Annotated in this window: 26 protein-coding genes and 4 tRNA genes; all 30 read left to right on the forward strand. The window is 54.8% G+C overall.

Annotated features, from left to right (window positions below; genetic code table 11):
* The first annotated feature begins 190 nt into the window (after positions 1-190).
* Entirely contained in the window at positions 191-1,150 is a 960-nt protein-coding gene (birA, locus tag AC07VR_RS21255) for a bifunctional biotin--[acetyl-CoA-carboxylase] ligase/biotin operon repressor BirA (RefSeq protein WP_494994961.1), read from the forward strand.
* Positions 1,140-1,892, forward strand: a complete 753-nt coding sequence (locus tag AC07VR_RS21260; RefSeq protein ID WP_494994962.1) for a pantothenate kinase — start codon at positions 1,140-1,142, stop codon at positions 1,890-1,892. The genes birA and AC07VR_RS21260 overlap by 11 nt, the downstream gene beginning before the upstream one ends.
* A 7-nt stretch (positions 1,893-1,899) precedes the next feature.
* Positions 1,900-2,346 carry a hypothetical protein gene (locus tag AC07VR_RS21265; RefSeq protein WP_494994963.1) on the forward strand — a complete coding sequence of 149 codons (447 nt, stop codon included), beginning with the start codon at positions 1,900-1,902 and terminating at the stop codon, positions 2,344-2,346.
* A 143-nt stretch (positions 2,347-2,489) separates the two neighbouring features.
* Positions 2,490-2,574 (forward strand) — tRNA-Tyr (locus tag AC07VR_RS21270).
* A 26-nt stretch (positions 2,575-2,600) separates the two neighbouring features.
* Positions 2,601-2,674, forward strand: a tRNA-Gly gene (locus AC07VR_RS21275).
* Positions 2,675-2,700: 26 nt separating this feature from the next.
* A tRNA-Thr gene (locus AC07VR_RS21280) sits at positions 2,701-2,776 on the forward strand.
* 84 nt (positions 2,777-2,860) lie between these two features.
* A complete protein-coding gene (gene tuf / locus AC07VR_RS21285; protein WP_150804250.1) occupies positions 2,861-4,054 on the forward strand; it encodes an elongation factor Tu in 1,194 nt (397 codons plus the stop codon).
* A 54-nt stretch (positions 4,055-4,108) separates the two neighbouring features.
* Positions 4,109-4,184 (forward strand) — tRNA-Trp (locus AC07VR_RS21290).
* Positions 4,185-4,229: 45 nt separating this feature from the next.
* Positions 4,230-4,598: a preprotein translocase subunit SecE gene (gene secE / locus AC07VR_RS21295; RefSeq protein WP_494994964.1), complete on the forward strand. Its 369-nt coding sequence runs from the start codon at positions 4,230-4,232 to the stop codon at positions 4,596-4,598.
* 9 nt (positions 4,599-4,607) lie between these two features.
* Entirely contained in the window at positions 4,608-5,141 is a 534-nt protein-coding gene (nusG, locus tag AC07VR_RS21300; protein WP_123573478.1) for a transcription termination/antitermination protein NusG, read from the forward strand.
* Between the two features lie 119 nt (positions 5,142-5,260).
* Positions 5,261-5,692, forward strand: coding sequence for a 50S ribosomal protein L11 (rplK, locus tag AC07VR_RS21305; protein WP_007933726.1), 432 nt, complete (start codon positions 5,261-5,263; stop codon positions 5,690-5,692).
* A complete protein-coding gene (gene rplA / locus AC07VR_RS21310; protein WP_003232403.1) occupies positions 5,692-6,387 on the forward strand; it encodes a 50S ribosomal protein L1 in 696 nt (231 codons plus the stop codon). The genes rplK and rplA overlap by 1 nt, the downstream gene beginning before the upstream one ends.
* Before the next feature lie 198 nt (positions 6,388-6,585).
* Positions 6,586-7,086: a 50S ribosomal protein L10 gene (gene rplJ, locus AC07VR_RS21315; RefSeq protein WP_095147408.1), complete on the forward strand. Its 501-nt coding sequence runs from the start codon at positions 6,586-6,588 to the stop codon at positions 7,084-7,086.
* A 77-nt stretch (positions 7,087-7,163) separates the two neighbouring features.
* Positions 7,164-7,529 carry a 50S ribosomal protein L7/L12 gene (gene rplL / locus AC07VR_RS21320; protein ID WP_494994965.1) on the forward strand — a complete coding sequence of 122 codons (366 nt, stop codon included), beginning with the start codon at positions 7,164-7,166 and terminating at the stop codon, positions 7,527-7,529.
* A 220-nt stretch (positions 7,530-7,749) separates the two neighbouring features.
* Positions 7,750-11,823, forward strand: coding sequence for a DNA-directed RNA polymerase subunit beta (rpoB, locus tag AC07VR_RS21325; protein ID WP_494994966.1), 4,074 nt, complete (start codon positions 7,750-7,752; stop codon positions 11,821-11,823).
* A 64-nt stretch (positions 11,824-11,887) separates the two neighbouring features.
* Positions 11,888-16,087, forward strand: coding sequence for a DNA-directed RNA polymerase subunit beta' (rpoC, locus tag AC07VR_RS21330; RefSeq protein ID WP_494994967.1), 4,200 nt, complete (start codon positions 11,888-11,890; stop codon positions 16,085-16,087).
* A 216-nt stretch (positions 16,088-16,303) separates the two neighbouring features.
* Positions 16,304-16,675, forward strand: coding sequence for a 30S ribosomal protein S12 (gene rpsL, locus AC07VR_RS21335; RefSeq protein WP_002555494.1), 372 nt, complete (start codon positions 16,304-16,306; stop codon positions 16,673-16,675).
* A gap of 120 nt (positions 16,676-16,795) precedes the next feature.
* The gene (gene rpsG, locus AC07VR_RS21340; protein ID WP_002555493.1) at positions 16,796-17,266 is read left to right on the forward strand and encodes a 30S ribosomal protein S7; all 471 of its coding nucleotides are present in this window, start codon (positions 16,796-16,798) and stop codon (positions 17,264-17,266) included.
* 30 nt (positions 17,267-17,296) lie between these two features.
* Positions 17,297-19,399 carry an elongation factor G gene (gene fusA, locus AC07VR_RS21345; RefSeq protein WP_494994968.1) on the forward strand — a complete coding sequence of 701 codons (2,103 nt, stop codon included), beginning with the start codon at positions 17,297-17,299 and terminating at the stop codon, positions 19,397-19,399.
* Between the two features lie 30 nt (positions 19,400-19,429).
* Positions 19,430-20,623 (forward strand): elongation factor Tu, encoded by a 1,194-nt coding sequence (gene tuf / locus AC07VR_RS21350; protein ID WP_494994969.1) that lies wholly within the window; start codon positions 19,430-19,432, stop codon positions 20,621-20,623.
* Positions 20,624-20,765: 142 nt separating this feature from the next.
* The gene (rpsJ, locus tag AC07VR_RS21355; protein WP_003186070.1) at positions 20,766-21,077 is read left to right on the forward strand and encodes a 30S ribosomal protein S10; all 312 of its coding nucleotides are present in this window, start codon (positions 20,766-20,768) and stop codon (positions 21,075-21,077) included.
* A gap of 80 nt (positions 21,078-21,157) precedes the next feature.
* Positions 21,158-21,793 carry a 50S ribosomal protein L3 gene (rplC, locus tag AC07VR_RS21360; protein ID WP_003186059.1) on the forward strand — a complete coding sequence of 212 codons (636 nt, stop codon included), beginning with the start codon at positions 21,158-21,160 and terminating at the stop codon, positions 21,791-21,793.
* Positions 21,794-21,805: 12 nt separating this feature from the next.
* Entirely contained in the window at positions 21,806-22,408 is a 603-nt protein-coding gene (gene rplD, locus AC07VR_RS21365) for a 50S ribosomal protein L4 (protein WP_494994970.1), read from the forward strand.
* Positions 22,405-22,704 (forward strand): 50S ribosomal protein L23, encoded by a 300-nt coding sequence (gene rplW / locus AC07VR_RS21370; protein ID WP_002555488.1) that lies wholly within the window; start codon positions 22,405-22,407, stop codon positions 22,702-22,704. Before rplD ends, rplW begins: the two co-directional genes overlap by 4 nt.
* A gap of 14 nt (positions 22,705-22,718) precedes the next feature.
* Entirely contained in the window at positions 22,719-23,543 is an 825-nt protein-coding gene (rplB, locus tag AC07VR_RS21375) for a 50S ribosomal protein L2 (protein ID WP_003186055.1), read from the forward strand.
* Between the two features lie 16 nt (positions 23,544-23,559).
* A complete protein-coding gene (rpsS, locus tag AC07VR_RS21380) occupies positions 23,560-23,835 on the forward strand; it encodes a 30S ribosomal protein S19 (protein WP_002555486.1) in 276 nt (91 codons plus the stop codon).
* Positions 23,836-23,848: 13 nt separating this feature from the next.
* Entirely contained in the window at positions 23,849-24,181 is a 333-nt protein-coding gene (gene rplV, locus AC07VR_RS21385) for a 50S ribosomal protein L22 (RefSeq protein ID WP_419116571.1), read from the forward strand.
* A gap of 13 nt (positions 24,182-24,194) precedes the next feature.
* Positions 24,195-24,881, forward strand: a complete 687-nt coding sequence (rpsC, locus tag AC07VR_RS21390; RefSeq protein ID WP_003176422.1) for a 30S ribosomal protein S3 — start codon at positions 24,195-24,197, stop codon at positions 24,879-24,881.
* A gap of 12 nt (positions 24,882-24,893) precedes the next feature.
* Positions 24,894-25,307: a 50S ribosomal protein L16 gene (rplP, locus tag AC07VR_RS21395; RefSeq protein ID WP_095080428.1), complete on the forward strand. Its 414-nt coding sequence runs from the start codon at positions 24,894-24,896 to the stop codon at positions 25,305-25,307.
* Positions 25,307-25,498, forward strand: a complete 192-nt coding sequence (gene rpmC / locus AC07VR_RS21400) for a 50S ribosomal protein L29 (protein ID WP_002555481.1) — start codon at positions 25,307-25,309, stop codon at positions 25,496-25,498. Before rplP ends, rpmC begins: the two co-directional genes overlap by 1 nt.
* Position 25,499 lies beyond the last annotated feature (1 nt).

Here is a 25,499-nt window from a genome sequence, read left to right on the forward strand (position 1 = left end):
ATCGCCGATGGTAGTGTGGGGTTTCCCCATGTGAGAGTAGGTCATCGTCAAGATTAACTTCCGAAACCCCTATCTGCGTACGCAGGTAGGGGTTTTGTTTTTGCGCGCAAGAAGCTCACAGTCTTGCGTTTTCTATGCAACGGCTCTAGGCATGGCTATCATGCGTGCCTCATTGTGAGGCGGGATGCGCATGCTGACGTTGTTAAAGCTTCTGAAGGACGGTCGATTTCACTCGGGACAAGCGCTTGGTGCTGCTTTGGGCATTAGTCGCAGTGCTGTGTGGAAGCAGCTTCAGCATTTAGAGGCCGACCTGAATCTATCCATTCACAAGGTGCGTGGTCGTGGCTATCAATTGGCTACACCGCTGACGCTTCTAAATCCTGCCGAGATCGCCGGACAAGCGCCGGATTGTGCGTGGCCGGTGATGATTTTCGACTCTATTGACTCCACTAACGCAGAGGCCCTGCGCTCCATCGAGAGGGGGCTGCCTGCGCCGTTTGTTGTGCTTGCAGAGAGACAGACTGCTGGTAGGGGGCGGCGGGGTCGAAAGTGGGCAAGTCCTTTCGCAGAAAACATTTATTACAGTCTGGTACTGCGTATAGATGGCGGTATGCGACAACTTGAGGGGCTCAGTCTCGTCGTTGGTTTGGCTGTAATGCAGACCTTGCGTGAGTTGGGAGTGCTGGAGGCGGGTCTGAAGTGGCCAAATGACGTTCTAGTCGGTCAGAAAAAGATTGCCGGGATACTATTGGAGTTGGTTGGCGATCCTGCTGATGTGTGCCACGTCGTCTTGGGTGTAGGGATTAACGTGAACATGCAGATGACTGAGGAGGTCGATCAGCAATGGACCTCGATGCGCCTCGAGGCGGGCAAGGCTTTCGATCGCAATCACCTGGTTGCTAGCCTGGGGGGGATGCTTCAGAAGTATTTGAGTCTCCATCAGGATTCGGGCTTTGCCGCTATCCAGGCGGAATGGGAGCAGAACCATCTATGGCAAGGACGCGCAGTTTCGTTGATCGCTGGAGTTAACCAGATTGATGGAATTGTAATGGGCATCGATCGGCAGGGCGGGTTACGTTTGAAGGTGGGTGGCGTGGAAAAAGTATTCAGTGGCGGTGAGCTCAGCTTGAGGTTGCGCAATGATTCTTGAGCTCGACTGCGGTAATAGCTTCATCAAGTGGCGTGTGCTTCTTGCTGATGCGGCTCGTGTATTTGCCGAGGGTGTGGTTGATTCGGATCTCGCTCTGCTGGACAGCTTGCATAAGTGTGACGGGTTGCTCCTGACGCGCTGTCGGTTAGTCAGTGTCCGGACCAATGAAGAGACTCGCGCGCTTATCTCTTCATTGGTTGACTCGTTCGGGGTATCTGTTGCCTGCGCGGCGCCGGCTCGTGAGATGTCGGGGGTTCGAAACGGTTATAAGGAGTACGAGAGGTTAGGTCTCGATCGGTGGCTTGCGATGCTCGGTGGGTTCCATCTCGCGTCTGGAGCTTGTCTGGTGCTCGATTTTGGCACTGCAGTGACAGCTGACTTTATTGCAGCGGATGGCGAGCACCTGGGCGGATTCATCTGTCCAGGAATGCCGTTGATGCGTAACCAGTTGCGCACCCATACACGGCGAATCCGTTATGACGACCTTGCAGCTGAGCGGGCATTGGAAAAGCTGGTGCCGGGTATTACAACGGTCGAAGCGGTTGAGCGCGGTTGCTCATTGATGTTGAGAGGCTTCGTCCTGACTCAGCTGGAGCTGGCGCGCAACTATTGGGGGCAGAATAATTTCACGGTGTTCCTCACGGGTGGTGATGCGGGGCTGGTTTCAGAGGTTGTGCCGGGGGCCAGGGTTGTCCCGGATCTTGTATTTGTAGGCTTGGCTATGGCGTGTCCCTTGTCCTGAGGTTTTTATGCGTTGGTTGTTTCTGTTGTTGCTGGTTCTCAATGGGTTCTATTACGTCTGGCATCAGCAGGAGGCACCTTTGCGGGCAAAAGAGGTGATGCCGCTTACCTTGTATCGTGGTTCGCAGCAGGATATCCGTTTGCTGAGCGAGTCGGCTGATGCGGTGGCGAGGCGCGACAAGGGGCGGTCGGCTGATATGGATAGCAATTGCCTTTATGTGGGGGGCTTTGCTCGTCAGGAAGCTGCTCAGGCACTCGAGCAGCGGTTGAGTGGTATGGATATCAAGGTCCGGCCGCAGTTACTCAACCTTGCTGATTCCGCCGGTTATTGGCTGCGTGTGGAGCCAGAAAGCCGGCATCTGGCGGACGATATGCTTCTGCAAAACCTTTCCAAAGAATTCAATGAGTTAAAACATAAAATAATGCCGTGCGAAGGCATTGCAACTGTCGAATAGTTTGCATAGAATGGCGCCCGCTCCGCAGTGAACACCTCTTGAGGTGTTAGCGGCGAAGCAGAAGGTCATGCAGCTAACCTCAGGTTTTTAATGAGAAAATGCTTGACAGAAGGGCAGCATAGTATAGAATGCTGCCTCGCTTAGGAGGGGTTCCCGAGCGGCCAAAGGGATCAGACTGTAAATCTGACGTCTACGACTTCGAAGGTTCGAATCCTTCCCCCTCCACCATATTTTAAGCGTGAGCTGCAAGCTCCGCGGGTATAGTTTAGTGGTAGAACCTCAGCCTTCCAAGCTGATGATGCGGGTTCGATTCCCGCTACCCGCTCCAAGTTTGCTGTTTGTGCACAGTGTTTCGCTCTTGTAGCTCAGTTGGTAGAGCACACCCTTGGTAAGGGTGAGGTCAGCGGTTCAAATCCGCTCAAGAGCTCCATATAACAAGGCAGATATGAAAATATCTGCCTTTGTTTTAATGGTTGATGTAGCTAGCTCAATTCTTCTCCTGAGGGTGATTTCGATGGCTAAGGAAAAGTTCGAACGTAATAAGCCGCACGTCAACGTAGGTACCATTGGTCACGTCGACCACGGTAAGACCACGCTGACCGCTGCGCTGACTCGTGTCTGCTCCGAGGTTTTCGGTTCGGCAAAAGTTGACTTCGACAAGATCGATAGCGCCCCGGAAGAAAAAGCTCGCGGTATCACCATCAATACCGCTCACGTTGAATATGACTCGGCTGTGCGTCACTACGCACACGTTGACTGCCCGGGTCACGCTGACTACGTAAAAAACATGATCACCGGCGCTGCCCAGATGGATGGCGCGATCCTGGTTTGCTCGGCCGCTGATGGTCCTATGCCGCAGACTCGTGAGCACATCCTGTTGTCTCGTCAGGTTGGCGTTCCGTACATCGTTGTCTTCCTGAATAAGGCTGACATGGTTGACGATGCTGAGCTGCTGGAGCTGGTTGAGATGGAAGTGCGTGATCTGCTGAGCACTTACGATTTCCCAGGCGACGACACTCCGATTATCATCGGTTCCGCTTTGATGGCTCTGAACGGCCAAGATGACAACGAGATGGGTACCACTGCGGTTCGTAAGCTCGTTGAGACTCTGGATAGCTATATTCCTGAGCCGGTTCGTGCAATTGACAAGCCGTTCCTGATGCCGATCGAGGATGTGTTCTCTATTTCTGGTCGCGGTACTGTTGTGACTGGGCGTATCGAGCGCGGAATCGTCAAGATTCAGGAAGAGATCGAGATTGTTGGTCTGCGTGATACTATCAAGACCACTTGTACGGGTGTTGAGATGTTCCGCAAGTTGCTCGACGAAGGTCGTGCTGGCGAGAACTGTGGTGTTCTGCTGCGTGGTACCAAGCGTGACGACGTTGAGCGTGGTCAGGTTTTGGTCAAGCCAGGTAGCGTGAAGCCTCACACCAAGTTTGTTGCTGAGGTTTACGTTCTGAGCAAGGAGGAGGGTGGTCGTCATACCCCATTCTTCAAGGGTTACCGTCCGCAGTTCTACTTCCGTACGACTGATGTGACCGGTAATTGCGAATTGCCGGAAGGCGTTGAAATGGTGATGCCGGGTGATAACGTTCAGATGACCGTTACCCTGATCAAGACCATTGCAATGGAAGATGGTTTGCGTTTCGCCATTCGTGAGGGCGGTCGTACCGTCGGCGCCGGTGTCGTGGCAAAAGTCATCGAGTAAGTTGTTGAAGTATCTTTGTCGGGCCGACATAATGGTCGGCCTGATTTTGTTTTTAGGTCAGTAGCTCAATTGGCAGAGCGACGGTCTCCAAAACCGTAGGTTGGGGGTTCGATTCCCTCCTGACCTGCCAGATTCACTCGGTGTGTCTGGCTTTCTTTTCACAGGATTTTCTTAGATGACACCCAAGGCTGAAGCTCAAGGTTCTCGCTTCGATCTGCTTAAGTGGCTTGTAGTAGTCGCTTTGGTGGTTGTCGGTGTTGTGGGTAATCAGTATTACTCCGGTTCGCCGATCCTGTACCGCGTACTCGTGTTGCTCGTCATTGCTGCTGTAGCTGCCTTTGTAGGCCTGCAGACTGTCAAGGGCAAGTCTTTCTTTGTACTGGTTAAGGAAGCTCGCACCGAAATTCGTAAAGTCGTATGGCCAACTCGCCAAGAAACCACGCAGACCACGTTGATTGTTGTGGCTGTTGTTCTGGTTATGGCGTTGCTGTTGTGGGGGCTTGACTCCCTGCTCGGCTGGCTTGTTTCCTTGATTGTTGGCTAAGGGTGTCCCGTGGCTAAGCGTTGGTACGTTGTGCATGCTTACTCGGGTTACGAGAAGCATGTCATGCGCTCGTTGATCGAGCGTGTGAAGCTGGCTGGCATGGAAGAAGGCTTTGGCGAAATTCTGGTTCCCACTGAAGAAGTGGTTGAAATGCGTAATGGCCAGAAACGCAAAAGCGAGCGCAAGTTCTTTCCAGGCTATGTGCTGGTTCAGATGGATATGAATGAGGGTACTTGGCACTTGGTCAAGGATACTCCTCGTGTGATGGGTTTCATCGGCGGAACCGCCGACAAGCCCGCGCCGATCACCGACAAAGAGGCTGAAGCCATTCTGCGTCGTGTTGCTGATGGTAGCGACAAGCCGAAGCCGAAGACGTTGTTCGAGCCGGGTGAAGTGGTGCGCGTCACAGATGGTCCGTTTGCTGATTTCAACGGTACTGTCGAAGAAGTTAACTACGAAAAGAGCCGGATCCAAGTGGCAGTGCTCATTTTCGGTCGCTCTACTCCGGTAGAGTTAGAGTTCAGTCAGGTCGAAAAGGCATAACTGAACAAGCATCCCATACCCCCGCAGCCCTAGGCTGTGGGGTTTTGTCGTCACTGGGATAAACGCGCAAGTAACCGGGGAGCCTTTTCAGGCGTTTGAACCCGTAATTGGAGTGCCTCATGGCTAAGAAGATTACTGCTTACATCAAGCTGCAAGTGAAGGCCGCACAGGCCAACCCAAGTCCACCCGTCGGCCCGGCTCTGGGTCAGCACGGCGTGAACATCATGGAATTCTGCAAGGCATTCAACGCCCGTACTCAGGGTCTTGAGCCAGGTCTGCCGACTCCTGTGATCATCACTGTTTACAGTGACCGCAGCTTCACTTTCGAAACTAAAAGCACCCCAGCTTCGGTTCTGCTGAAGAAGGCTGCTGGTCTGACTAGCGGTTCCGCTCGTCCGAACACCGTTAAGGTTGGCACCGTGACTCGTGCTCAGCTGGAAGAAATCGCGAAAACCAAAAACGCGGATCTGACTGCAGCTGATATGGAAGCAGCCGTGCGTACTATCGCCGGTTCTGCTCGTAGCATGGGCCTTAACGTGGAGGGTGTGTAATGGCTAAGTTGACCAAGCGTCAAAAGGCTATCGCCGGCAAAATCGAAGCAGGCAAGGCCTACAACTTTGTAGATGCCGCTGCTCTGCTGACCGAGCTGTCGACTGTCAAGTTCAGCGAGTCGGTTGACGTCGCTGTAAACCTGGGTGTTGACCCGCGTAAATCCGACCAGGTTGTTCGTAGCGCTACTGTGCTGCCGCACGGCACTGGCAAGACCGTTCGCGTTGCTGTTTTCACCCAGGGCCCAGCCGCTGAAGCTGCTCTGGCTGCCGGCGCTGATCGCGTAGGTATGGACGATCTGGCTGCTGAAATGAAGGGTGGCGACCTGAACTATGACGTCGTTATTGCTTCCCCGGATGCAATGCGCGTTGTTGGTCAGCTGGGTCAGATCCTCGGTCCACGTGGCCTGATGCCTAACCCTAAAGTCGGTACTGTTACTCCAGACGTCGCTACCGCGGTTAAAAACGCCAAGGCTGGTCAGGTTCGTTATCGCACCGACAAGAACGGCATCATTCACACTTCCGTTGGCAAGGTCGGTTTCGACGCCGTCAAGCTGAAGGAAAACGTTGAAGCCCTGATCGCTGATCTGAAGCGTATCAAGCCGGCCTCCTCGAAAGGCATCTACGTCAAGCGCGTTACCCTGAGCACCACCATGGGCCCAGGTCTGGTCATCGACCAAGGTTCGCTGGACGTATAAGACACAAATTGGCGTGAGAGATCGCGCCAATTGAAAGATTGGGGTCCCTGCCTGGCGGGGGCTATCCAAGACCGTAGGCGACGCAAGTCTTAAACCTCAAGCCTACGCAGATGGTGCTCCCGGTTCCTTACCGAATCAGACACCAAAACGACATCCGGTCTCGACTGGATGAAACGGTAACAAGCAGGAGTTAAACCCGTGGCAATTAAACTCGAAGACAAGAAGGCCATCGTCGCTGAAGTCAACGAGGCTGCCAAAGTCGCTCTGTCCGCTGTCGTGGCTGATGCCCGTGGCGTAACAGTAGGCGCGATGACCGGACTCCGTAAAGAGGCTCGTGAAGCTGGCGTTTACGTACGTGTTGTACGTAACACCCTGCTCAAGCGCGCTGTTGCTGACACTGAATACAGTGTTCTCAACGACGTGTTCACTGGCCCGACCTTGATCGCGTTCTCCAACCAACATCCTGGCGCTGCTGCCCGTTTGTTCAAGGAATTCGCCAAAGGTCAGGACAAGTTCGAGATCAAGGCAGCTGCGTTCGAGGGCAAGTTCCTCGCAGCTAATCAGATCGACGTACTGGCAACTCTGCCGACCCGTGACGAAGCAATTTCCCAGCTGATGAGCGTGATTCAAGGCGCTACCAGCAAGTTGGCTCGTACTCTGGCGGCTATTCGCGACCAAAAAGAAGCTGTTGCAGCCTAAGGCTGAGCACTTCCTTTCGCGCTTTTTTGTTTATTTCGATGGTCGCGTAGGCCGTCCCCAAATCAGGAATTAGAGTCATGTCTATCTCTCAAGACGATATCCTCAACGCCGTAGCTGAAATGTCCGTTATTCAGGTTGTTGAGCTGATCAAAGCTTTCGAAGAAAAATTCGGCGTTACCGCTGCTGCTGCTTCCGCTGGCCCAGCTGTTGCTGCTGCCGTTGCTGAAGAGCAAACCGAATTCAACGTCATGCTGCTTGAAGCTGGCGAGAAGAAAGTTAACGTGATCAAGGCTGTACGTGAGCTGACCGGTCTGGGCTTGAAAGAAGCCAAGGCTGTAGTTGACGGCGCTCCAGGCATGGTTCTGGAAGCTGTAGCTAAAGACGCTGCTGACAAAGCCAAGGCTACCTTGGAAGAAGCAGGCGCTAAAGTCGAGCTGAAGTAAGCATCGACTTTGCGTCTCCAGCCCAAGCGTTAAGCGGAAGGCTGATGGCTGGTGGCTCTTGCCACCGGCCTTTTTCCGTTATTGGCAATCGACTCGGTCGTCGCCACTAACGTGCTGTAACCACCCGATGCGGTGGCGCAAACCATGGGGTTTGCAAGATTTTCTGGCTGCTCCCGTCGGGAGGGGCCAAACAAGCAGGTGACCAAGCTGGGGAACGCTGATGGCTTACTCATATACTGAGAAAAAACGTATCCGCAAGGACTTTAGCAAGTTGCCGGACGTCATGGATGTGCCGTACCTCCTGGCCATCCAGCTGGATTCGTATCGTGAATTCTTGCAAGCGGGAGCGACTAAAGATCAGTTCCGCGACGTGGGCCTGCATGCGGCCTTCAAATCCGTTTTCCCGATCATCAGCTACTCCGGCAATGCTGCGCTGGAGTACGTCGGTTATCGCTTGGGCGAACCGGCATTTGATGTCAAAGAATGCGTGCTGCGCGGTGTCACGTACGCCGTACCTTTGCGGGTAAAAGTTCGTCTGATCATTTTCGACAAAGAATCGTCGAACAAAGCGATCAAGGACATCAAAGAGCAAGAAGTCTACATGGGTGAAATCCCCCTGATGACTGAGAACGGTACCTTCGTAATCAACGGTACCGAGCGCGTAATCGTTTCCCAGTTGCACCGTTCCCCGGGCGTGTTCTTCGACCACGACCGCGGCAAGACGCACAGCTCCGGTAAACTGCTGTACTCCGCGCGGATCATTCCTTACCGCGGTTCGTGGCTGGACTTCGAGTTCGACCCGAAAGACTGCGTGTTCGTGCGTATCGACCGTCGTCGCAAGCTGCCTGCATCGGTACTGCTGCGTGCGCTTGGCTATACCACTGAACAAGTGCTCGACGCGTTCTACACCACCAACGTATTCCATGTGCAGGGTGAAAGCCTCAACCTGGAGCTGGTGCCTCAGCGCCTGCGTGGTGAAATTGCTGTTCTCGATATTCAGGATGACAAAGGCAAGGTTATTGTCGAGCAGGGTCGTCGTATCACCGCTCGTCACATCAATCAGCTGGAAAAAGCCGGGATCAAAGAGCTGCAAGTGCCTCTGGACTATGTCCTGGGTCGCACTACCGCCAAGGTCATCGTGCATCCGGCAACCGGCGAAATCCTGGCTGAGTGCAACACCGAGCTGAACACCGAGATCCTGGCGAAAATTGCCAAGGCCCAGGTCGTTCGCATCGAGACGCTGTACACCAACGATATCGACTGTGGTCCGTTCGTCTCCGACACTCTGAAGATCGACTCCACCAGCAACCAATTGGAAGCGCTGGTCGAGATCTATCGCATGATGCGTCCTGGCGAGCCGCCAACCAAAGATGCTGCCGAGACCCTGTTCAACAACCTGTTCTTCAGCCCTGAGCGCTATGACCTGTCTGCGGTCGGCCGGATGAAGTTCAACCGTCGTATCGGTCGTACCGAGATCGAAGGTTCGGGCGTGTTGTGCAAAGAAGATATCGTCGCAGTCCTCAAGACTCTGGTTGATATCCGTAACGGCAAAGGCATCGTCGATGACATCGACCACCTGGGTAACCGCCGTGTTCGCTGCGTAGGCGAAATGGCTGAAAACCAGTTCCGCGTTGGCCTGGTGCGTGTTGAGCGTGCGGTCAAAGAGCGTTTGTCGATGGCTGAAAGCGAAGGCCTGATGCCGCAAGACCTGATCAACGCCAAGCCAGTGGCTGCGGCGGTGAAAGAGTTCTTCGGTTCCAGCCAGCTGTCCCAGTTCATGGACCAGAACAACCCGCTGTCCGAGATTACCCACAAGCGTCGTGTCTCTGCACTCGGCCCTGGCGGTTTGACTCGTGAGCGCGCCGGCTTTGAAGTTCGTGACGTACACCCGACTCACTATGGTCGTGTATGCCCGATTGAAACGCCGGAAGGTCCGAACATCGGCCTGATCAACTCCCTGGCCGCTTATGCGCGCACCAACCAGTACGGCTTCCTCGAGAGTCCGTACCGTGTGGTCAAGGACGCTCTGGTCACTGACGAGATCGTGTTCCTGTCCGCCATCGAAGAAGCTGATCACGTGATCGCTCAGGCTTCGGCCACGATGAACGATAAGAAAGTCCTGATCGACGAGCTGGTAGCTGTTCGTCACTTGAACGAGTTCACCGTCAAGGCGCCGGAAGATGTCACCTTGATGGACGTTTCGCCGAAGCAGGTAGTTTCGGTTGCTGCGTCGCTGATCCCGTTTCTCGAGCACGATGACGCCAACCGTGCGTTGATGGGTTCGAACATGCAGCGTCAGGCTGTACCGACCCTGCGTGCCGACAAGCCGTTGGTCGGTACCGGCATGGAGCGCAACGTTGCTCGTGACTCCGGCGTTTGCGTCGTGGCTCGTCGTGGCGGCGTGATTGACTCGGTCGATGCTAGCCGTATCGTGGTTCGTGTTGCTGATGACGAAGTTGAAACCGGCGAAGCTGGTGTCGACATCTACAACCTGACCAAGTACACCCGTTCCAACCAGAACACCTGCATCAACCAGCGTCCACTGGTGAGCAAGGGTGATCGGGTTCAGCGCAGCGACATCATGGCCGACGGCCCGTCCACCGATATGGGTGAGCTGGCTCTGGGTCAGAACATGCGCATCGCGTTCATGGCATGGAACGGCTTCAACTTCGAAGACTCCATCTGCCTGTCCGAGCGTGTGGTTCAGGAAGACCGTTTCACCACGATCCACATCCAGGAACTGACCTGTGTGGCGCGTGACACCAAGCTTGGGCCAGAGGAAATCACTGCAGACATCCCGAACGTGGGTGAAGCTGCACTGAACAAACTGGACGAAGCCGGTATCGTTTACGTAGGTGCTGAAGTTGGCGCAGGCGACATTCTGGTAGGTAAGGTCACTCCGAAAGGCGAGACTCAGCTGACCCCGGAAGAAAAACTGCTGCGTGCCATCTTCGGTGAAAAAGCCAGCGACGTTAAAGACACCTCCCTGCGTGTGCCTACCGGCACCAAAGGTACTGTTATCGACGTACAGGTCTTCACTCGTGACGGTGTCGAGCGTGATGCTCGTGCTCTGTCGATCGAGAAGACCCAGCTCGACGAGATCCGCAAGGACCTGAACGAAGAGTTCCGTATCGTTGAAGGCGCTACTTTCGAACGTCTGCGTTCCGCTCTGGTCGGCCACAAAGCCGAAGGCGGCGCCGGTCTGAAGAAAGGTCAGGAAATCACCGACGAAGTTCTCGACGGTCTTGAGCATGGCCAGTGGTTCAAACTGCGCATGGCTGAAGATGCTCTGAACGAGCAGCTTGAGAAGGCCCAGGCCTACATCGTTGATCGCCGCCGTCTGCTGGACGACAAGTTCGAAGACAAGAAGCGCAAACTGCAGCAGGGCGATGACCTTGCTCCAGGTGTGCTGAAAATCGTCAAGGTTTACCTGGCAATCCGTCGTCGCATCCAGCCGGGCGACAAGATGGCCGGTCGTCACGGTAACAAGGGTGTGGTCTCCGTGATCATGCCGGTTGAAGACATGCCGCACGATGCCAATGGCACCCCGGTCGACGTCGTCCTCAACCCGTTGGGCGTACCTTCGCGTATGAACGTCGGTCAGATCCTTGAAACCCACCTGGGCCTCGCAGCCAAAGGTCTGGGCGAGAAGATCAACCGCATGATCGAAGAGCAGCGCAAGATCGCTGATCTGCGCAAGTTCCTGCACGAGATCTATAACGAGATCGGCGGTCGCAACGAAGAGCTGGACACCTTCTCCGACCAGGAGATCATGGACCTGGCTAAGAACCTGCGCGGCGGCGTTCCGATGGCCACTCCAGTGTTCGACGGTGCCAAGGAAAGCGAAATCAAGGCCATGCTGAAACTGGCTGACTTGCCAGAAAGCGGCCAGATGCAGCTGACTGACGGCCGTACCGGCAACAAGTTCGAGCGTCCGGTTACCGTTGGCTACATGTACATGCTGAAGCTGAACCACTTGGTAGACGACAAGATGCACGCTCGTTCTACTGGTTCTTACAGCCTGGTTACCCAGCAACCGCTGGGTGGTAAGGCACAGTTCGGTGGTCAGCGTTTCGGGGAGATGGAGGTCTGGGCGCTGGAAGCATACGGCGCGGCATACACTCTGCAAGAAATGCTCACAGTGAAGTCGGACGATGTGAACGGTCGGACCAAGATGTACAAAAACATCGTGGACGGCGATCACCGTATGGAGCCGGGCATGCCCGAGTCCTTCAACGTGTTGATCAAGGAAATTCGTTCCCTCGGCATCGATATCGATCTGGAAACCGAATAACACGTGACGCGAATCGAGAGCGGGGCAGGATTGCCCGCTCTCTGCTCCGCCAGGAGGAAAGGCCTTGAAAGACCTACTGAATTTGCTGAAAAACCAGGGTCAAGTCGAAGAGTTCGACGCCATCCGTATCGGATTGGCATCGCCTGAGATGATCCGTTCGTGGTCCTTCGGTGAAGTTAAAAAGCCGGAAACCATCAACTACCGTACGTTCAAGCCTGAGCGTGACGGCCTGTTCTGCGCCAAGATCTTTGGCCCGGTAAAGGATTACGAGTGCCTGTGCGGTAAGTACAAGCGCTTGAAGCATCGTGGTGTGATCTGCGAGAAGTGCGGCGTTGAAGTTGCGCTGGCCAAGGTTCGTCGTGAGCGCATGGCGCACATCGAACTGGCATCGCCTGTCGCCCACATCTGGTTCCTGAAATCGCTGCCGTCCCGTATCGGTTTGCTGATGGACATGACCCTGCGTGATATCGAACGCGTTCTCTACTTCGAGAGCTATGTCGTTATCGATCCAGGCATGACCACCCTTGAAAAAGGTCAGCTGCTGAACGACGAGCAGTACTTCGAAGCGCTGGAAGAGTTCGGTGATGATTTCGACGCCCGCATGGGTGCCGAGGCTGTCCGTGAGCTGCTGCACGCTATCGATCTGGAGCACGAGATTGGCCGTCTGCGTGAAGAGATTCCGCAAACCAACTCCGAAACCAAAATCAAGAAGCTGTCCAAGCGTCTGAAGTTGATGGAAGCCTTCCAGGGTTCCGGCAACCTGCCAGAGTGGATGGTGCTGACCGTTCTGCCGGTTCTGCCGCCAGATCTGCGTCCACTGGTCCCGCTGGATGGCGGTCGTTTCGCGACTTCCGACCTCAACGATCTGTATCGTCGAGTGATCAACCGTAACAACCGCTTGAAGCGCCTGCTTGATCTGTCCGCTCCGGACATCATCGTGCGCAACGAAAAGCGTATGTTGCAGGAAGCCGTCGACGCCCTGCTCGACAACGGTCGTCGTGGCCGCGCTATCACTGGTTCCAACAAGCGTCCTCTGAAATCCCTGGCTGACATGATCAAGGGTAAGCAAGGTCGTTTCCGTCAGAACCTGCTCGGTAAGCGTGTTGACTACTCCGGTCGTTCGGTAATTACCGTAGGTCCGACCCTGCGTCTGCACCAGTGCGGTCTGCCGAAGAAAATGGCTCTCGAGCTGTTCAAACCGTTCATTTTCGGCAAGTTGGAAATGCGTGGCCTGGCCACCACCATCAAAGCCGCGAAGAAAATGGTTGAGCGCGAGCTGCCAGAGGTTTGGGACGTTCTTGCTGAAGTAATTCGCGAACACCCGGTACTCCTCAACCGTGCTCCGACCCTTCACCGTCTGGGTATCCAGGCGTTTGAGCCAGTACTGATCGAAGGTAAGGCGATCCAGCTGCACCCACTGGTCTGTGCTGCGTACAACGCCGACTTCGACGGCGACCAAATGGCCGTGCACGTACCGCTGACACTGGAAGCCCAGTTGGAAGCGCGTGCGTTGATGATGTCGACCAACAACATTCTGTCGCCAGCCAACGGTGAGCCAATCATCGTGCCGTCGCAGGACGTTGTATTGGGTCTGTACTACATGACTCGTGAAGCGATCAACGCCAAAGGCGAAGGTCGTGTGTTCGCGGATCTGCAAGAAGTTGACCGTGTATTCCGCGCCGGCGAAGCCGCGCTGCATGCCAAAGTCAAAGTTCGGATCAACGAAACCGTAAACGATCGTGACGGTGGCAGCGTGACCAACACCCGTATCGTCGACACCACTGTCGGCCGTGCGCTGTTGTTCCAGGTTGTGCCAAAAGGCCTGTCCTTCGACGTCGTCAACCTGCCGATGAAGAAAAAGGCGATCTCCAAACTGATCAACCAGTGCTATCGCGTGGTTGGTTTGAAAGAGACCGTGATCTTCGCTGACCAGTTGATGTACACCGGTTTTGCCTATTCGACCATTTCCGGCGTTTCCATTGGTGTTAACGACTTCGTTATCCCTGATGAAAAAGCGGCCATCATCGGTGCTGCTACCGACGAAGTGAAAGAGATCGAAAGTCAGTACGCCTCCGGCCTGGTAACCCAGGGCGAGAAGTACAACAAAGTGATCGACCTTTGGTCCAAGGCGAACGACGAAGTTTCCAAGGCGATGATGTCGAACCTCTCGAAAGAGAAGGTTATCGACCGTCACGGCGTCGAAGTCGACCAAGAGTCCTTCAACTCGATGTACATGATGGCCGACTCGGGCGCACGGGGTTCTGCTGCGCAGATCCGTCAGCTCGCCGGTATGCGTGGTCTGATGGCCAAGCCGGACGGTTCCATCATTGAAACGCCGATTACTGCGAACTTCCGTGAAGGTTTGAGCGTACTTCAGTACTTCATCTCTACTCACGGTGCTCGTAAAGGTCTGGCGGATACCGCGTTGAAAACTGCGAACTCCGGTTACCTGACTCGTCGTCTGGTAGACGTGGCGCAGGATCTGGTTGTTACCGAGATCGACTGCGGCACCGAACACGGTCTGGTGATGACTCCGCACATCGAAGGCGGCGACGTTGTAGAGCCGTTGGGTGAGCGCGTGTTGGGTCGTGTAATTGCTCGCGACGTATTCAAGCCAGGTACTGAGGACGTTATCGTTCCTGCCGGCACTCTGGTCGATGAGAAGTGGGTCGAGTTCATCGAGCTGAACAGCATCGACGAAGTAATCGTTCGTTCGCCGATCAGCTGCGAAACCCGCTACGGCATCTGCGCCAAGTGCTACGGCCGTGACTTGGCTCGTGGTCACCAGGTGAACATTGGTGAAGCTGTCGGCGTTATCGCTGCTCAGTCGATCGGTGAGCCAGGTACACAGCTGACGATGCGTACGTTCCACATTGGTGGTGCGGCGAGCCGGACCTCTGCTGCTGACAGCGTTCAGGTGAAGAATGGCGGTACTGTCCGTCTGCACAACCTGAAGCACGTTGAGCGGGTGGATGGTCACCTGGTGGCTGTGTCCCGTTCCGGTGAGCTGGCAATCGCGGATGACTTCGGTCGTGAGCGTGAGCGTTACAAGCTGCCGTACGGTGCTGTGATTTCGGTGAAAGAGGGTGACAAGGTCGACGCTGGCGCAATCGTGGCCAAGTGGGATCCGCACACTCACCCAATCGTTACCGAAATGAAAGGTACCGTGACCTACGTGGGCATGGAAGAAGGCATCACGATCAAGCGTCAGACTGACGAATTGACCGGTATGACCAACATTGAAGTACTCGACGCCAAAGACCGTCCAGCTGCCGGCAAAGACATCCGTCCTGCCGTGAAGATGGTAGGCATGGATGGCAAGGATCTGCTGTTGCCAGGTACCGACGTACCGGCTCAGTACTTCCTGCCAGCCAACGCCCTGGTCGGCGTTGCGGATGGTGCGCAGATCGCGATCGGTGATGTTATCGCTCGTATCCCGCAAGAAACTTCGAAAACCCGTGACATCACCGGTGGTCTGCCGCGTGTTGCCGACTTGTTCGAAGCTCGTCGTCCGAAAGAAGCCTCGATTCTGGCTGAAGTCAGCGGCACCATCGCGTTCGGTAAAGAGACCAAAGGCAAGCGCCGTCTGGTCATTACCCCGAACGACGGTAGCGATCCGTACGAAGAGCTGATTCCGAAGTGGCGTCACCTGAACGTCTTCGAAGGCGAACAGGTAAACCGCGGCGAAGTTATCTCCGACGGTCCGAGCGATCCACACGACATCCTGCGTCTGCTGGGTGTGAGTGCGCTGGCCAAGTACATCGTCAACGAGATCCAGGACGTTTATCGTCTGCAAGGCGTGAAGATCAACGATAAGCACATCGAGACCATCCTGCGTCAGATGCTGCGTAAAGTTGAAATCGCTGAATCTGGCGATTCCACTTTCATCAAGGGCGACCAGATGGAGCTGACTCACGTTTTGGTCGAGAACGAGCGTTTGAGCGCGGACGAGAAATTCGTTTCCAAGTTCACTCGAGTGTTGCTGGGTATCACCAAGGCGTCGTTGTCCACCGAATCGTTCATCTCGGCAGCCTCTTTCCAAGAGACTACCCGCGTACTGACCGAAGCGGCGGTAACCGGCAAGCGCGATTACCTGCGCGGCCTGAAAGAAAACGTGGTTGTGGGTCGTTTGATCCCGGCCGGTACCGGTTTGGCTTATCACAGCGAGCGTAAGCGTCGCCGTGAAGCTGACAAACCGTTGCGCGTTAGCGCCAGTGAAGTGGAAGCTGCACTGACCGAAGCGCTGAACTCGAGCGGTAACTGAGTTCTGCGATAAATAGGCGCCGGGCCCTGACAGCCCCGTTCAGCGGATCGATGCATTTGTCGAGGTTCGTTGAGCGGGGAGGTCGGGGCCTTGCCTTGACTGGGGACAAGATCCTCTTTAGACTCTTGTACCCCTAAATTTGGCGGGAATTCGTTCCTGCCATTTTTGCTTTTCTTGCAAGACAATAGCGTCGCAAGACAACAGTGGAGCTAGTAGATGGCAACTATCAACCAGCTGGTACGTCAGCCGCGTAAGCGTATCGTCGAGAAATCCGACGTGCCTGCGCTGCAGAACTGCCCGCAACGTCGTGGCGTGTGCACTCGCGTGTATACCACTACGCCGAAAAAACCTAACTCGGCACTGCGTAAAGTATGCCGTGTGCGTCTGACCAACGGTTTCGAGGTTTCCTCGTACATCGGCGGTGAAGGCCACAACCTGCAAGAGCACAGCGTGGTACTGATCCGCGGCGGTCGTGTAAAAGACTTGCCAGGTGTTCGTTATCACACCGTTCGCGGCTCTTTGGATACTTCCGGCGTGAAAGGTCGTAACCAAGGTCGTTCGAAGTACGGTACCAAGAAGCCTAAGTAGTAGCGGCTTTTTGTAAAAAACTGAATTATCTATTTTTCTGAGTCGATAAGAGTAAGGTCGGAGGCGTCCCGAAAGGGCACCGATTCCGAGCGAACCTGAAGACCGTTTGAGGGCTTATCCATGCCAAGAAGACGCGTAGCAGCCAAGCGCGAAGTGCTTGACGATCCAAAATACGGAAGCCAAATCCTGGCCAAGTTCATGAACCACGTAATGGAAAGCGGCAAGAAAGCCGTTGCCGAGCGTATCGTTTATGGCGCGCTGGAGAAGGTTAAAGAACGCAAGAACAGCGACCCCCTGGAAATCTTCGAGAAAGCTCTCGACGCCATCGCTCCGCTGGTCGAAGTGAAGTCGCGCCGTGTAGGCGGTGCTACTTACCAGGTTCCGGTCGAAGTTCGTCCGTCCCGTCGTAACGCTCTGGCAATGCGCTGGTTGGTAGACTTCGCCCGTAAGCGTGGCGAGAAGTCTATGGCTCTGCGTTTGGCTGGCGAACTGTTGGACGCTGCTGAAGGTAAAGGTGCTGCAGTTAAGAAGCGTGAAGACGTGCACCGTATGGCTGAAGCTAACAAGGCTTTCTCGCACTACCGCTTCTAATTTTAGCGTCACTAATTTTGCGAGGGCTTTATGGCTCGTACTACTCCGATTAACCGCTACCGTAACATCGGTATCGTTGCTCACGTGGATGCTGGTAAAACCACCACCACCGAGCGCGTCCTTTTTTACACTGGCGTAAACCACAAGATGGGCGAGGTGCACGACGGCGCCGCGACCATGGACTGGATGGTGCAGGAGCAGGAGCGTGGTATTACTATCACCTCCGCTGCAACCACGGCCTTCTGGTCGGGTTCTGTCAAGCAGTTCGACAAGTATCGCTTCAACATCATCGATACCCCGGGCCACGTTGACTTCACCATTGAAGTGGAGCGCTCGTTGCGCGTGCTCGATGGCGCGGTCGTTGTGTTCTGCGGTACTTCGGGTGTTGAGCCTCAGTCGGAAACCGTATGGCGTCAAGCCAACAAATACGGCGTCCCACGTCTTGTTTATGTAAACAAGATGGACCGTGCTGGTGCGAACTTCCTGCGCGTGATCGATCAGATCAAAAAGCGCCTGGGTCACACTCCGGTGCCAATCCAGTTGGCCATTGGTTCGGAAGACAACTTCCAGGGTCAGGTTGATCTGATCAATATGGAAGCGGTCTACTGGGATGATGCCGACAAGGGCATGGCTCCTCGTCGCGAGGCTATTCCGGCAGATATGCAGGAACTGGCTGAAGAGTGGCGCAGCAACATGGTTGAGGCTGCTGCCGAGGCCAGCGAAGAGCTGATGAACAAGTATCTCGAAGGTGAAGAACTCACCATCGAGGAAATCAAGGCTGCTCTGCGTCAGCGTACTATCGCTGGTGAGATCGTCTTGGCTGTTTGCGGTTCTTCCTTCAAGAACAAGGGTGTTCCCCTGGTTCTCGACGCCGTTATCGACTTCCTGCCGGCGCCAGTCGACATTCCTGCCATCAAGGGTACCGACCCGGATGACGAGACTGTTGAAATGGAGCGTCATGCGGACGACAGCGAGCCGTTCTCGGCTCTGGCGTTCAAGATCGCTACTGACCCATTCGTGGGTACTTTGACCTTTGCTCGCGTTTACTCGGGCGTGTTGAGCTCCGGCGACGGCGTGATCAACTCGGTTAAAGGCAAGAAAGAGCGCGTGGGTCGTATGGTGCAAATGCACGCAAACACCCGCGAAGAGATCAAGGAAGTACGCGCTGGCGACATCGCGGCCCTGATCGGCATGAAGGACGTTACCACTGGTGACACCCTCTGCTCCGCTGACAAGCCAATCATCCTGGTTCGCATGGACTTCCCGGAGCCGGTTATTTCGGTTGCCGTAGAGCCTAAGACCAAGGACGACCAGGAAAAAATGGGTATCGCTCTGGGCAAACTTGCTCAGGAAGACCCGTCTTTCCGCGTCAAGACTGATGAAGAGACTGGTCAAACGATCATCTCCGGCATGGGCGAGTTGCACCTGGACATCCTGGTTGACCGGATGCGCCGTGAGTTCAACGTCGAAGCCAACATCGGTAAGCCGCAGGTTTCCTATCGTGAGCGCATCACGAAGAACTGCGAAATCGAAGGCAAGTTCGTTCGCCAGTCCGGTGGTCGTGGTCAGTTCGGCCATTGCTGGATTCGTTTTGCTCCTGCTGATGAAGGTCAGGAAGGTCTGCAATTCGTGAACGAAGTGGTGGGTGGTGTGGTTCCTAAGGAATACATCCCGGCTATCCAGAAGGGTATCGAAGAGCAGATGAAGAACGGCGTTGTTGCCGGTTATCCGCTGATCGGCCTGAAGGCTACCGTTTTTGATGGTTCTTACCACGACGTCGACTCCAACGAGATGGCGTTCAAGGTGGCTGCTTCCATGGCAACCAAGCAACTGGCTACCAAAGGTGGTGGTGAGCTGCTTGAACCGATCATGGCTGTAGAGGTTGTTACACCTGAGGACTATATGGGTGACGTGATGGGTGACCTGAACCGTCGTCGCGGCATGATCTTGGGTATGGAAGACACGGTTTCCGGCAAAGTGATTCGTGCCGAGGTTCCGCTGGGTGAGATGTTCGGTTATGCGACCGACGTCCGTTCCATGTCTCAGGGTCGCGCAAGCTACTCTATGGAATTCAAAAAATATGATACGGCTCCGGCGCATGTCGCAGAAGCTGTCACTAAAAAACAAGGCTGATTCAGCCCTTTAGGCAAGGAGTTAATTGTCGTGGCTAAAGAAAAATTTGATCGTTCCCTACCGCACGTCAACGTTGGCACCATCGGTCACGTTGACCATGGTAAAACCACTCTGACTGCTGCTCTGACTCGCGTCTGCTCCGAAGTTTTCGGTTCGGCTCGTGTTGACTTCGACAAGATCGACAGCGCACCAGAAGAGAAAGCTCGCGGTATCACCATCAACACCGCTCACGTTGAGTACAACTCGAAGATTCGTCACTACGCTCACGTTGACTGCCCAGGTCACGCTGACTATGTGAAGAACATGATCACCGGTGCTGCCCAGATGGACGGCGCGATCCTGGTTTGCTCGGCTGCTGATGGTCCGATGCCGCAAACTCGTGAGCACATCCTGTTGTCCCGTCAGGTAGGTGTTCCGTACATCGTGGTCTTCCTGAACAAGGCTGACCTGGTAGACGACGCTGAGCTGCTGGAACTGGTTGAGATGGAAGTGCGCGATCTGTTGAGCACTTACGACTTCCCAGGCGACGACACTCCAATCATCATCGGCTCTGCCCGTATGGCTCTGGAAGGTCTGGACGATAACGAAATGGGCACCACTGCCGTTCGTAAGCTGGTTGAGACTCTGGACTCCTACATTCCTGAGCCTGAGCGTGCTATCGACAAGCCATTCCTGATGCCAATCGAAGACGTATTCTCGATCTCGGGTCGTGGTACTGTTGTGACTGGTCGTATCGAGCGCGGTATCGTTCGCGTTCAAGACGCTCTGGAAATCGTTGGTCTGCGTGACACCACCACCACCACCTGCACTGGTGTTGAAATGTTCCGCAAGCTGCTCGACGAAGGTCGTGCTGGCGAGAACTGCGGTGTTCTGCTGCGTGGCACCAAGCGTGACGACGTTGAGCGTGGTCAGGTTCTGGTCAAGCCAGGTTCGGTTAAGCCGCACACCAAGTTCACCGCAGAAGTTTATGTTCTGAGCAAAGAAGAAGGCGGTCGTCACACTCCGTTCTTCAAAGGCTACCGTCCACAGTTCTACTTCCGGACCACTGACGTGACCGGTAACTGCGAGCTGCCGGAAGGCGTTGAAATGGTAATGCCAGGCGATAACATTCAAATGACTGTTACCCTGATCAAGACCATTGCAATGGAAGATGGCCTGCGTTTCGCTATCCGTGAAGGCGGTCGTACCGTCGGCGCTGGCGTCGTAGCTAAAATCATCGAGTAATATCGATGAGTTGAAAAAAGCCCCCGCCTAGCGGGGGCTTTTTTATTGGGTTGACACTATGTTGGCCCGTCTATAGAATTGCGCCTCCTTTTAACGGGCGTATTGCGCTCGGTGGGAATAGCAGCCTGGAGTCTGAAATCCAATGCAAAATCAGCAAATCCGTATCAGGTTGAAGGCTTTTGACCATCGCCTGATCGACCAATCCACCCAGGAAATCGTGGAAACCGCGAAACGTACTGGTGCTCAAGTGCGTGGTCCAATTCCACTGCCTACCCGTAAAGAGCGGTTCACCGTTCTGGTCTCCCCGCACGTCAACAAGGACGCGCGCGACCAGTACGAGATCCGTACTCATAAGCGCGTACTGGATATCGTCCAGCCAACGGATAAAACCGTTGATGCACTTATGAAGCTTGATCTTGCGGCCGGTGTGGAAGTGCAGATCAGCCTCGGCTAAGACTCGGTCTTAGTCGTGTAACGCTCTGAAATGGGCGGCCATAGCGGGTGAAAGCCCCGTACACTCATGAGGTTTACAACATGACTATTGGTGTAGTCGGTCGTAAATGCGGTATGACCCGTATTTTCACCGAAGAAGGTGTCTCCATTCCGGTCACGGTCATTGAGATCGAGCCGAATCGCGTCACCCAGTTCAAAACTGAAGAAACCGATGGCTATCGTGCAGTGCAAGTCACTGTCGGCGAGCGTCGTGCTTCGCGTGTGACTGCTGCTCAAGCAGGTCACTTCGCTAAAGCAAACGTTGCAGCTGGTCGTACCGTAATGGAATTCCGTCTTGAAGAAGGCGAGTACCAGGCCGGCGATCTGATCAACGCTGAAATCTTCGCTGCTGGTCAACTGGTTGATGTAACCGGTCAGTCCAAAGGTAAAGGCTTCCAGGGTACGATCAAGCGTTGGAATTTCCGTGGCCAAGACAACACTCACGGTAACTCCGTTTCCCACCGCGTCCCGGGCTCTATTGGCCAGTGCCAGACTCCTGGTCGTGTATTCAAGGGCAAGAAAATGTCCGGTCATATGGGCGCTGAGCGCGTGACCGTGCAGTCCCTCGAAGTAGTGCGCGTCGACGCTGAACGCAATCTGTTGTTGGTCAAGGGTGCTGTTCCTGGCGCTACTGGCGGCAACCTGGTTGTACGTCCAGCGGCCAAGGCTCGCGGTTAAGGGGAAGCTGACATGCAATTAAATGTAAATGACGCTCAAGCGATCGAAGTTTCCGAACTGACATTTGGCGGCGATTTCAACGAGACGCTGGTTCACCAAGCAGTCGTGGCCTATATGGCTGGCGGCCGTCAAGGTAGCAAGCAGCAAAAGACCCGTTCCGACGTTTCTGGTGGCGGCAAGCGCCCTTGGCGTCAGAAAGGTACTGGCCGTGCTCGTGCCGGTACTATTCGTAGCCCAATCTGGCGTGGCGGCGGTACCACTTTCGCAGCTCGTCCACAGGATCACTCCCAGAAGCTCAACAAGAAGATGTATCGCGCTGCTCTGCGCTCCATCCTTGCTGAACTGGTGCGTACTGATCGTCTGGTCGTGGTTCAGGACTTCGCTGTTGAAGCGCCGAAAACCAAAGATCTGCTGAGCAAACTGAATGGCATGGGTCTGACTGATGTCCTGATCGTGTCTGAAGTTGTTGATCAGAACCTGTACCTGGCTGCTCGCAACCTGCCACACGTTGATGTACGTGACGTGCAAGGTTCCGATCCAGTTAGTCTGATCGCATACGACAAGGTGTTGATCACCGTGTCGGCCGTGAAGAAATTCGAGGAGCTGCTGGGATGAACCAGGAACGCGTATTTAAAGTTCTGCTTGGCCCGCACGTTTCCGAGAAGGCTACGGTTCTGGCAGACAAGAAAGGCCAGTTCGTTTTCAAGGTTGCTACTGATGCAACCAAGCTGGAAATCAAGAAGGCCGTCGAAAGCCTGTTCAGCGTGAAAGTAGAGCGTGTTACTACCCTGAACGTTCTGGGTAAGAGCAAGCGCACTGCTCGCGGTCTGGGCAAGCGTAATGACTGGAAGAAGGCAGTTATCTCCCTTCAGCCAGGCCAAGATCTCGATTTCAGCAGCAGTGCTGAGTAAGGAAGGGGTGCATCATGGCAATCGTTAAATGCAAACCGACTTCCCCTGGCCGCCGTTTTGTGGTCAAGGTGGTCAACCAGGAGCTGCATAAAGGCGCTCCTCACGCACCGCTGCTCGAGAAGAAATCGAAGTCTGGTGGTCGTAACAACAATGGCCGTATTACCACTCGTCACATTGGTGGTGGTCATAAGCAGCATTATCGTCTGGTCGACTTCCGTCGCAACGACAAAGATGGCATCGCTGCCACTGTCGAGCGTATCGAATACGATCCAAACCGTACTGCTCACATCGCTCTGCTGCTGTACGCAGATGGCGAGCGTCGCTACATCATCGCCCCTAAAGGCGTGAGCGCTGGCGACCAGCTGATCGCAGGTGCTTTGGCGCCGATCAAGCCGGGCAACGCTCTGCAACTGCGTAACATTCCAGTTGGTAGCACCGTACACGGCATCGAATTGAAGCCGGGTAAAGGCGCGCAAATCGCTCGTTCCGCTGGTGCTTCGGCTCAGCTGATCGCTCGTGAAGGTGTCTACGTGACCCTGCGTCTGCGCTCTGGTGAAATGCGTAAAGTATTGGCTGAATGCCGTGCAACGCTTGGCGAAGTCTCGAACTCCGAGCACAGCCTGCGTTCGCTAGGTAAAGCTGGTGCCAAACGCTGGCGTGGCGTTCGCCCAACCGTTCGTGGTGTTGCCATGAACCCGGTTGACCACCCACATGGTGGTGGTGAAGGTCGTACCTCTGGTGGTCGTCATCCGGTATCGCCATGGGGCTTCCCGACTAAGGGCGCGAAGACTCGTGGTAATAAGCGTACCGACAAAATGATCGTCCGTCGTCGCAAGTAAATAGAGGGATACGACAGTGCCACGTTCTCTGAAAAAAGGTCCTTTTATTGATCTTCACCTACTGAAGAAGATCGAAGTGGCGGCGGAAAAGAACGATCGCAAACCAGTTAAGACCTGGTCGCGCCGTTCCATGATCCTGCCACAAATGGTCGGTTTGACCATTGCTGTGCATAACGGTCGTCAGCATGTTCCAGTTCTCGTGAACGAAGACATGGTCGGCCACAAACTAGGCGAGTTTGCCGGTACCCGCACATATCGTGGGCACGTGGCAGACAAGAAAGCCAAGCGTTAAGGGGTAAGGAACGATGGAAGTAGCCGCTAAGTTGTCGGGCGCTCGAATCTCCGCCCAGAAAGCCCGCTTGGTCGCCGACCAGATCCGCGGGAAGAAGGTGGGCGAAGCGCTCAACCTGTTGGCTTTCAGCAGTAAGAAAGCCGCCGAGATCATCAAGAAAGTGCTGGAGTCGGCCGTAGCCAACGCCGAGCATAACGAAGGCGCAGACGTTGACGACCTTAAAGTCGCCACCGTTTTCGTCAACGAAGGGCGTTCGCTGAAGCGCATCATGCCGCGTGCCAAAGGCCGTGCTGATCGCATCGTCAAGCGGTCTTGCCATATCACTGTCAAGGTTGCTGACAAGTAACGGAGTCGAAGAGATGGGTCAGAAAGTACATCCCATTGGCATTCGCCTGGGAATCGTCAAGGAGCACACCTCTGTCTGGTACGCAGACGGTCGGACTTATGCGGACTATTTGTTCGCTGATCTGAAGGTGCGTGAGTATCTCCAAGACAAACTAAAAAGCGCGTCCGTAAGCCGTATCGATATCCATCGTCCGGCTCAAACTGCACGTATCACCATCCACACCGCTCGTCCAGGTATCGTTATCGGGAAGAAAGGTGAAGATGTTGAGAAACTGCGTCAGGACCTGACCAAGCAAATGGGTGTGCCTGTGCACATCAATATCGAAGAGATCCGCAAGCCGGAACTCGACGGTATGCTGGTTGCGCAGAGCGTAGCTCAGCAGCTGGAGCGTCGCGTAATGTTCCGTCGCGCTATGAAGCGCGCAGTACAGAACGCCATGCGCATTGGTGCCAAAGGCATCAAAATCCAAGTGAGCGGTCGTCTCGGCGGTGCTGAAATCGCACGTACTGAATGGTATCGCGAAGGTCGTGTGCCACTGCACACCCTGCGTGCCGACATCGACTATGCCAACTACGAAGCTCACACCACTTATGGTGTGATCGGTGTAAAGGTTTGGATCTTCAAAGGCGAAGTAATTGGTGGTCGCCAAGAAGAGCTGAAACCACAAGCACCAGCGCCTCGTAAAAAAGCTGCTAAGTAAGGGGTACGCCAAATGTTGCAACCAAAGCGTACGAAGTTCCGCAAGCAGATGACAGGCCACAACCGTGGCTTGGCTCAGCGCGGTAGCAAAGTCAGCTTCGGCGAATATGCGCTGAAGTCTGTTGCTCGTGGTCGTCTCACCGCTCGTCAGATCGAGTCAGCGCGTCGTGCTCTGACCCGTCACGTAAAACGTGGCGGCAAGATCTGGATCCGTGTATTCCCGGACAAGCCTGTCACCAAAAAGCCACTCGAAGTTCGGATGGGTAAAGGTAAGGGTAACGTGGAATATTGGGTTGCCCAGATTCAGCCAGGCAAAGTCCTGTATGAAATCGAGGGTGTTACTGAAGAGCTGGCGCGTGAGGCTTTCGCCCTGGCTGCTGCAAAGCTGCCGCTCGCCACCTCCTTTGTTAAACGGACGGTGATGTGATGAAAGCGAATGAACTTCGTGAAAAATCAGCACAGCAGCTGAACGAGCAACTGCTCGGCCTGCTGCGCGACCAGTTCAATCTGCGTATGCAGAAAGCAACTGGCCAGTTGGGGCAGTCTCACCTGCTCTCGCAAGTTAAGCGTGACATCGCTCGCGTGAAGACTGTGCTCAACCAGCAGGCAGGTAAGTAAT

The organism is Pseudomonas sp. GW821-FHT02H09, from assembly GCF_059421425.1.